Genomic DNA, 8,488 nt, shown 5'->3' on the forward strand with positions numbered 1-8,488 from the left:
GATACTCCCCCTCAAGTGTCCCCCTTGTCAATACTCTGCCACCTGAATCCTTACCTTTTTGGTTTAATCTAATATAGGACTTACGCACACTCTACAATTCTTCTCTTTGAGACGCTAGGCGTTGATGGAAGCATATTGCAGATCGGGCGATTCGATAAATTAAGCTTTTTGGGGATTTTTGCGTAAGTCCCATAATACATTAGCAGTTCCTTATGGCCCAGAAAACACAGCTTGTTCTACATCATTTCGACTAAGAGAATACTTGAATGAGCGTTGGATATCTTGTCCATTTTCCCCAGATTGAACATATCGCACTATAATTTGCTCAACATCGAGCCATAATTCAGCTTGCCAACTAGATCGCTGTACGCGCCAGCAATGTCTTTGTGTTTCGTCTTGTTGACAGCCTTGATCTTTTAGCCACTGCTCAATTTGTGGCAGGGGATGATTATATAGCGGAGTATCAGAAGGAAGAAGAGCCATAGGAATTTTAGATTTTGGATTTTGGACTTCGTTGTGAGTGCGGCCTAACTGAGCGCTCGCCGAACGTCTCAGTCGAATGATTTTGGATCGGGGAATTGTTTAATTTTTAATTCTTAGATAGGTAATTAGTTGCGACATATAGGTAATCTGCTGTTGTACAAATGCAGCTGATTGCAGCTTATGGGTTTGGAAAGCAGCCTCGCCACGAGTTAAGCCAATAGCAACTGCTAATAACAGACAACCTACAAATGTTAACACCAGCATAAATAAAGCAAATATTTCGCCAGATGATAAGGGGCGATCGCTCGCATCGAGGTAAGCTGATTTTGACCAGTTATACGAACGCGAGACGGGATGATTCAAATCAGGGGGTGGTTGAATTACTCCAAAGCGGGAATAGCCAATTTTTAAATCGTAGCAGAAGCGCCGTTCTGGATGGCTAAGGGTGGCGTAGGCTTCGTTGATTTGCTGAAATTTGGGAGTGGCGATCGCAGTCGGCAAGTCTGTAGTATCAGGATGATAGAGTTTGCTCAGTTGCCGATAAGCGCGACGAATGTCAATTACCGATGCCCAGGGATGTAGTCCTAGCAGGGAGTAATAAGTTGGTTCGCTGCTTTGTGGCATTGCCCCGTTTTGATTCACATCTGTTTGAGTCACTTTGCTCAAAGATATTTTTTATATTTTAAATCCTTTATGAATTGGAGAAGACACAGCAGGTCTAGCATCTGATAAGATATCTTAATAAAGCATTTAATTAGATGCGATGCAGATCAAAATTAATCTCGAAAATATTCAAACTCTTACCGACTTTAAGCGCAATGCCAAAGATTACGTGGAGCGGATCAAGGCCACAAAGTCCCCACTTGTACTAACGGTGAATGGGAAAGCTGAGGTTGTGGTGCATGAAGCGCAAGCATTTCAACAGATGATAGATGAACTCCAGCGCCTTGAGGAAGAACTGCAAAAACTCAAGTTAGAAGCATTACGCAGTCAGATTGACATTGGTATTAAGCAACTCGATAGTGGACAGTATACTGAATATAACGACGAGTCACTTCCAGCTTTTTTTGCAAATATTAAAGCACAAGGACAGCAAAATTTGGCTAACAGCGATTCTCTATGAGTAGCTTTCTTTAAATCAATACCTTCATCAAAATTACCATACCCTGAAGGGTGAGGCTACACAAACAAAGCTTCCTTGCGCGGGCTAGACAAAACAATGGTTTCAGTCTGCCTAAGCTTTACCCCTACCAGCCGCATCTGTAGCTAGTACAATCTTTATTTCACAAGGCTTTTAAGATACTCTTGCTTGGTTGCAAAATAGTTAGTGACTTCTGTGGGAGTAAGTACTATAACCTTTGTGCTGGGTCGAATGGGCTGTAATAAAGTGTTTTGACTACAATGAGAAATGCTTGCCTTTCTATACACGCATTCAGCACTTATACCAGATACACGAAAGTAATCGCCTATTTGTAGCTCTTGGAAAGTCATGTAAATCGTCTCCTAACCATCGCTCTTTTTTGACATCCTAATGAAAAGCTAGTTTCTAACGTATTAAATCAGCACGAGGTTTAAAAGTTTCAATTTGCCGTAACTTTTCGTAAAGTTCCCGTTCTTCTTGACTAATATTTTTCGGTGTAACTATTTGAATTTCTACTAATTGATCGCCACGTTTCCCGTCATCGTTAGGATAGCCTTTATTGCCTAATCGAAATTTTTGACCAGACCTAACGCCGGGAGGGGTGGTCATTTTCACAGGCCCATCAAGAGTGGGTGCTTCTACCTGTCCTCCTAAAACTGCCTCGCTGGGAGTAACAGGTACTTGGCAGACGATATTTAAACCTTCTAGCTTAAATAATCGATGAGGTTCAACGGTAATTTTTAAGTATAGATCGCCACCACCAACGCCTTGGTTCCGCAAACGGATGGTTTGACCTGTTACCATCCCTGGAGGCATATTAACTTCTAGCGATCGCCCATCTTCCAAACGAATGCGTTCATTACCACCTTGATAAGCTTTTTCTAGTGGAAGCGTTAATCTGGCTTCTATATCTCGACGGGTTGTGCGAGGTGGAGTGTTAACGGTGTAAGCAACTTTTGTTCTGGGGGTACGAAACGGATCGCTAGTATTGCCATTACTAGAATTACTTGCTGCACTCTTATTTTTAACGCCGATAACTTGATTAATAAAGCTTTCAAAATCGGAGAATTGGCTGGGATCTACGTCCTGATTGCCATTGCGATCGCTAGCACTACTCTGCCAAGTTTTAGCCTTTGGCGTTTGTTTGTTACCCGCAAAGCCTTTTTGCTTCCAGTAGCGGCTAAACTGGTCGTACTGCGATCGCTTGGCTGGATCGGAAAGAACTTCATAAGCTTCGCCAATATCCTTAAATTTTTCCTCAGATTCTTTGTTACCCGGATTCAGATCGGGGTGATATTGTCTTGCTAACCGCCGATAAACCTTTTTAATTTCCTCACCAGAGGCATCTTTAGATACTCCTAAAATCTCGTAGTAATCGCGAAAGTTCGGCAAATTTTGCATAGTTCAGTTATTTAAATTTTAGATTTTAGATTTTGGATTAATTATGAGTTAGCAGAGAGGAGTTAGGAGTTATGAGTTGAAAGATTTATTTTTAACTCCTAACTTCTAACTCCTAACTTTTCTTATAACCAATCATTGTCTTCTTCATCATCCCAGTTATCTTGGTAGCTGGGACGGGATTTGCGTGGAGGACGGCTTTCATAAGAGGAAGAACGATTATCGCGGCTATAATCTCTGCCATAGTCTCTGCCGTAATCTTTGCCATAGTCTTTACTGTATGAGTCGCGTTCTCGATATGTATCTCTGGGAGATTCGCGCTCTCGTTCTTTATCACCGCCAGTAAAGATGTCGCGGATAGTACCAAACAAGTCATCGTCTTCATCTTCAGCATAAGTCTGGCGGACTTCCCGATTTAGCTCATAGAGAGCATCTTGCAAGTCGGCGTAGGCTTGATCGATACCGCGATCGCTATTTTCCTGAAGACTTTCCTTTAGTTGTCGGCAAATATTATCAATTCTTTGGCGACGGCTGCGGGCAAACTGCATACCAAATTCCAGCGCGACTTCCCTCAGTTGTCGTTCTGCTTGGAAAATCAACGCCTCAGAACGAGTCCGCTTTTCTATCCTCTCTTTACGTTCGCGATCGACATCGGCGTATTTTTGAGCGTCCTGAATCATCCGATTCACTTCCGACTCGTTCAAGGTGGAAGCGCCTTGAATGGTGATACTCTGCTCTCGCCCAGTGGTTCTATCTAGGGCTGTTACCTGTAAAATACCATTAGCATCAATATCAAATGATACCTGAACTTGAGGAATTCCTCGTGGCGCTGGTGGGATACCATACAGCTTGAACCGTCCTAAAGACTTGTTGCTTGCTGCCATTTCCCGTTCGCCCTGAACTACGTGAATTTCCACAGTATTTTGGTTATTTTCAGACGTGGAAAAAATGTCAGAACGACGTACTGGGATGGTGGTATTGCGGGGAATAAGTTTTTTCATCACGCCGCCGATGGTTTCCAATCCCAAAGATAGGGGTGTGACATCTAAAAGCAGCACATCTTTGAGTTCGCCGGCGAGAATGCCTGCTTGAATTGCTGCACCCACTCCCACGACTTCATCGGGATTAACGTTTTCGTTCGGTTCTGTGCCAATTAAGTCCCGCACAAGCTGCTTTACCATTGGCATCCGTGTAGAACCGCCAACTAACACAACTTCTTCAATGTCTCTAGGTGAAAGTCCGGCATCTTTGAGGGCGCGTTTTACTGGTGTCCGCAATCTTCCCACCAAATCACCACACAAGCCTTCAAACTGGGAACGTGTTAAACGAGTTTCGAGATGTTTGGGGCCATCTTCCGTGGCGGTGATGAAGGGTAAATTAATGTCGGTGACACTGACAGCAGAAAGCTCAATTTTGGCTTTTTCCGCAGCTTCCATGAGACGTTGCAAAGCTTGGCGATCGCGTCTTAAGTCTACCTCTTCTGTTTCCAGAAATTGCTCTGCTAACCAATCTACTATTATTTTGTCAAAGTCGTTCCCACCAAGTTGCGTATCGCCACTGGTAGCCTTGACTTCAAATATCCCATCGCCTACTTCTAAAATCGACACGTCAAAAGTGCCACCACCCAAGTCAAATACTAAGATAGTTTCCGTGTCACCCCGATCTAATCCATAAGCCAAAGATGCCGCAGTCGGTTCATTCAGAATTCGTAGCACCTCTAAGCCCGCAATTCTACCAGCATCGCGGGTTGCCTGCCGCTGAGAATCGTTAAAATAGGCGGGTACTGTAATCACTGCCCCTGTGACTGGTTCACCCAAATAGCGGCTAGCATCGTCTGCCAATTTCTTCAGCACCATTGCCGAAATTTCTTCTGGGGCGAAATCCTTATTAAGACGAGGACAGGCAATTTTAATATTACCTACTTCGTCTTTGCGGATGGTGTAGGGTACACGCTTGGAATCTGCATTAAGTTCGCCATACTTCCGCCCAATGAAGCGTTTAACTGCAAAAAAGGTATTTTGGGGATTGAGGACGGTTTGTCGCCGTGCCATTTGCCCAACCACTCTTTCACCTTCTTTGCTGAAGCCAACTACGGAGGGGGTTGTTCGCATTCCTTCTGCATTGGCAATCACCACCGGCTTGCCACCCTCCATAACGGCGACTACTGAGTTGGTTGTACCCAAGTCGATGCCGACTACCTTGCCCATGCGTTACTCTTCTCCTAAAGTGTCTTATATATTTATTATGATTGGGCGGACTACCTCTAGCTTTGTGCTACAAGATAAAAACACCTCAATGTATAATACTCATCATTAAAGCAGTAAGCTAAGAAGTGCAGCTAGGGGAGATAGTTGCAAGACTAGGATAGCATTGAGATGGTTGGTGTGCCCAAGCAGCCTCAATTCTTGTTATCCGCCTACTTCTGTTTAAGGTATTTACAAATCGGTAAGTTCACCTTAATAATGCTTGCTCTGCTTTTTTGAGTGCCTGAAAATTCTCATATTATTGCTACTACTTTAAAGATTTGAATTTAACAGAGCGATTACAGACTTCCCTGAGTGATATAGCGCGAGAACGCAATCCTTACATGGCAACAGCTGGGCATTTTTTTGTCCAAGAATACATCCGCCAGCAATTTTCCCAATGTGGGAGTGTGGAAATCCACACCTTTGAAGTCAGAGGTAAAGCTTGTAATAACTTGATATTAAATTTACCATCCCAAGCGAGAGGGCAAAAAAAGGATTTACTACCAATTTTAATTGGTGCTCATTATGATGGCGTTCCAGGAACACCAGCGGCTGATGATAATGCTACAGGTGTGGCGGTGTTGCTGGAATTGGCGAGAAAGTTTGCTACTGAACCTGTCAGATATCCCTTAAGACTAGTTGCTTTCGATATGGAAGAATACGGCTTATTGGGTAGTGCTGATTATGCAGCCCTGTTGCATCAACAAAAGCAACAGCTACGCTTAATGATCTCCTTAGAAATGCTGGGCTATAAGGATTCTACACCTGGTTCCCAAAGTTACCCCCCTCCTCTGGAACGCTTCTACCCAGATACAGGTGATTTTATTGCTTTAATTGGTAATTTGCGGACATTGCCTGACTTAATTGGGATGAGCCGTAATATTCGCAAAGCTGGCGTATCTAGTCAATGGCTACCCGTGCCGAATCGAGGTTTAATAGTTCCCCAAACCAGACTTAGCGATCATGCACCTTTTTGGGATTTGGGTTATCCAGCAATGATGGTGACAGATACGGCATTCTTGCGAAATCCACATTATCACAAAGCTAGTGATGCGATCACTACTTTGGATTTAGATTTTCTTACTCGTGTATGTGAAGGTTTAGAAATTGCAATTCGGAGTCTATAAAAAGTTAGTAGTTAATAATGGGTGAATAATAACTAGATTTAGAAAAAATAAAAACTTGAAAATAGCTAATAAATATTAATTTAATCATCACTAATAATTTAATATTAAGTAAGTTTATGCAAATTATATCCTCTTCAAATCAAAGAAATGAGCTTTACGAAAAATTTAAATTAAAAATTATTCATAATTCTTGCTTAGATAGAAGTTTAGTTAGTTACCAGGGTAATAGACAAACCCCATTTTCTTCCTGGTTCAAATATAGAGAAGGATTTTCAGAACGTCTAGTTACCTATCTTCTTCAAACATTCAAGCTAGAACCAGGTGTACTGATAGATCCATTTTCAGGAGCTGGCTCATCTCTGTTTTCTGCAAGTGCATTGGGGTGGCAAACTACGGGAATTGAACTGTTACCTGTTGGTATTTTTGCTACACAAGCTCGAATCATAGCTGAGAAAATAGATGTAGAGTCATTAAATTTAGAAATTACAAAGTTAAAACAAATCAATTTCCAAGACTATTATGATCAATTGTTTATATTTAATCATTTAGCAATAACCCGTGGAGCATTTTCTTCAATAAATGAAGAACAACTCGTTGGTTACATATCTTATTGTAATAATGTTATTCCAAATAAAGATATCAGTACTCTATTTCTATATGCTGCATTTTGTATTTTAGAGGATATTAGCTACACTAGAAAAGATGGACAATATCTGCGCTGGGATAGTCGCTCAGGTCGTTCAAAGGTAAATAGTGAATTTAATAAAGGAGAAATTTTATCTTTTGAAGATGCAATTAATCGAAAGCTAAAGCAGATTACATCAGATTTAAATATCAGTCCTATCCAACTAGATTTATTTAGTGATAATTTATTATTAAAATTCACAACTAATAAATCTAATACTGTCGAAAATATAGAACCTAATCTTTATGAGGGTTCTTCTTTAGAAATTCTTCCAACTCTCCAAGATAATAGTATTGATTTTGTCATTACGTCTCCACCCTATGTTAATAGATATGATTACACTCGCACGTATGCTCTTGAACTTGCGTTTTTAGGATGTAGTGAAGAAAAAGTAAAGTATTTACGCCAACAAATGCTATCATGCACTGTAGAAAATCGTGATAAGCGTAATTTTTTAGAAGAATATTATACTGCTAAAGGATGCTATCAGGATTTCTTAAAAATAGATTCTACCTTTAAAAATCAGGCTGCTTTACAAGAAATATTAATAATATTAGAAAATAATAAAAAACAAGGTAAATTAAATAATGATAATATTGTCAGGATGGTAGGTAATTACTTTTATGAAATGTGCTTTATAATTTATGAATTAGCTCGTATTATCAAACCCGGTGGTATAGTTGCAATGGTAAATGATAACGTTAGATATGCTGGAGAGGAAGTTCCTGTAGACCTGATTTTATCAGATATAGCAGAGTCTTTTGGACTGAAAACGCGATATATTTGGACATTAGGAAGAGGCAAAGGAAATAGTAGCCAGCAAATGGGAAATCACGGGCGCACAGAACTACGTAAATGCGTTTATATTTGGGAAAAGTAAGTACTGTGCCATTAGATGAAACAAATCTCTTAATTGAGGCACATCGTATAAACTATCGCTTGCGTTCAACCTTCTTTTATCGCAAGCTTAAGGAATACAAAACGCTATCTTTGCGAACTAAAATTGATAAATTATTAACCGTTAATCATTTATATAGTTGGGATAATTGGGCAGAATAGGGTATTGGAGAAGAAGCATTTACCTACATCGATCAACATCCTAACTTGCAACTAATTCAGGTATTTTGCCATCCCAGGTTAATTAGAGAACACTCTTCAGTGTTAGCTTACTATCGTAATATTGCAGTACTTTCTCAGAAAGCCGTTAAGTATTTAGCAGCAATTGATGTAAATAGAATTGAACTCGATCAAGAAAATAAATATCCTCTAGGAGAAGATAAAGCCTTAACGCTTTATCGACTTTTTAATGAACATATATTGCTGATAATTGATAGTTCTATAGAAAGTTTGACTGTAAGGATTCAGGTCTAATATTTAGGAAGCAGAGATGGGCGAGACAGATAATTAT

8 protein-coding genes are annotated in these 8,488 nt (G+C 40.5%); 4 read left to right on the forward strand and 4 right to left on the reverse strand.

What is annotated here, in order from left to right; genetic code table 11:
* Window positions 1-210 precede the first annotated feature (210 nt).
* Window positions 211-483 (reverse strand): DUF3143 domain-containing protein, encoded by a 273-nt coding sequence (locus HWQ58_RS21405; protein WP_292866911.1) that lies wholly within the window; start codon window positions 481-483, stop codon window positions 211-213.
* Window positions 484-582: 99 nt separating this feature from the next.
* Window positions 583-1,107 (reverse strand): J domain-containing protein, encoded by a 525-nt coding sequence (locus tag HWQ58_RS21410; protein WP_292866926.1) that lies wholly within the window; start codon window positions 1,105-1,107, stop codon window positions 583-585.
* Window positions 1,108-1,246: 139 nt separating this feature from the next.
* Here HWQ58_RS21410 and HWQ58_RS21415 point away from each other — a divergent pair, with 139 nt between their 5' ends.
* Window positions 1,247-1,606, forward strand: coding sequence for a type II toxin-antitoxin system Phd/YefM family antitoxin (locus tag HWQ58_RS21415; protein WP_292866913.1), 360 nt, complete (start codon window positions 1,247-1,249; stop codon window positions 1,604-1,606).
* 423 nt (window positions 1,607-2,029) lie between these two features.
* On the opposite strand, the gene HWQ58_RS21425 is transcribed toward HWQ58_RS21415, so the two are convergent.
* Together HWQ58_RS21425 and dnaK are read right to left on the reverse strand one after the other, a co-directional pair.
* Window positions 2,030-3,025, reverse strand: coding sequence for a J domain-containing protein (locus tag HWQ58_RS21425; protein ID WP_292866917.1), 996 nt, complete (start codon window positions 3,023-3,025; stop codon window positions 2,030-2,032).
* A 122-nt stretch (window positions 3,026-3,147) separates the two neighbouring features.
* Window positions 3,148-5,229, reverse strand: coding sequence for a molecular chaperone DnaK (gene dnaK / locus HWQ58_RS21430; RefSeq protein ID WP_292866919.1), 2,082 nt, complete (start codon window positions 5,227-5,229; stop codon window positions 3,148-3,150).
* A gap of 317 nt (window positions 5,230-5,546) precedes the next feature.
* Here dnaK and HWQ58_RS21435 point away from each other — a divergent pair, with 317 nt between their 5' ends.
* The 3 genes from HWQ58_RS21435 (at window position 5,547) to HWQ58_RS21445 (ending at window position 8,451) form a co-directional block, all read left to right on the forward strand.
* Entirely contained in the window at window positions 5,547-6,395 is an 849-nt protein-coding gene (locus HWQ58_RS21435) for a M28 family peptidase (RefSeq protein ID WP_292866921.1), read from the forward strand.
* 116 nt (window positions 6,396-6,511) lie between these two features.
* Entirely contained in the window at window positions 6,512-7,960 is a 1,449-nt protein-coding gene (locus HWQ58_RS21440; RefSeq protein ID WP_292866923.1) for a site-specific DNA-methyltransferase, read from the forward strand.
* A gap of 224 nt (window positions 7,961-8,184) precedes the next feature.
* Window positions 8,185-8,451, forward strand: coding sequence for a hypothetical protein (locus HWQ58_RS21445; protein WP_292866924.1), 267 nt, complete (start codon window positions 8,185-8,187; stop codon window positions 8,449-8,451).
* Window positions 8,452-8,488: the final 37 nt, after the last annotated feature.

The organism is Nostoc sp. LPT (assembly GCF_017115165.1).
GTDB lineage: Bacteria > Cyanobacteriota > Cyanobacteriia > Cyanobacteriales > Nostocaceae > Nostoc.

Bases quoted from the DNA above. Each gene is read 5' to 3' on its own strand.
- HWQ58_RS21410 (WP_292866926.1), bottom strand. From the start codon at position 1,107: ATGCCACAAAGCAGCGAACCAACTTATTACTCCCTGCTAGGACTACAT.
- dnaK (WP_292866919.1), bottom strand. From the start codon at position 5,229: ATGGGCAAGGTAGTCGGCATCGACTTGGGTACAACCAACTCAGTAGTC.
- HWQ58_RS21440 (WP_292866923.1), top strand. From the start codon at position 6,512: ATGCAAATTATATCCTCTTCAAATCAAAGAAATGAGCTTTACGAAAAA.
- HWQ58_RS21425 (WP_292866917.1), bottom strand. From the start codon at position 3,025: ATGCAAAATTTGCCGAACTTTCGCGATTACTACGAGATTTTAGGAGTA.
- HWQ58_RS21415 (WP_292866913.1), top strand. From the start codon at position 1,247: ATGCAGATCAAAATTAATCTCGAAAATATTCAAACTCTTACCGACTTT.
- HWQ58_RS21405 (WP_292866911.1), bottom strand. From the start codon at position 483: ATGGCTCTTCTTCCTTCTGATACTCCGCTATATAATCATCCCCTGCCA.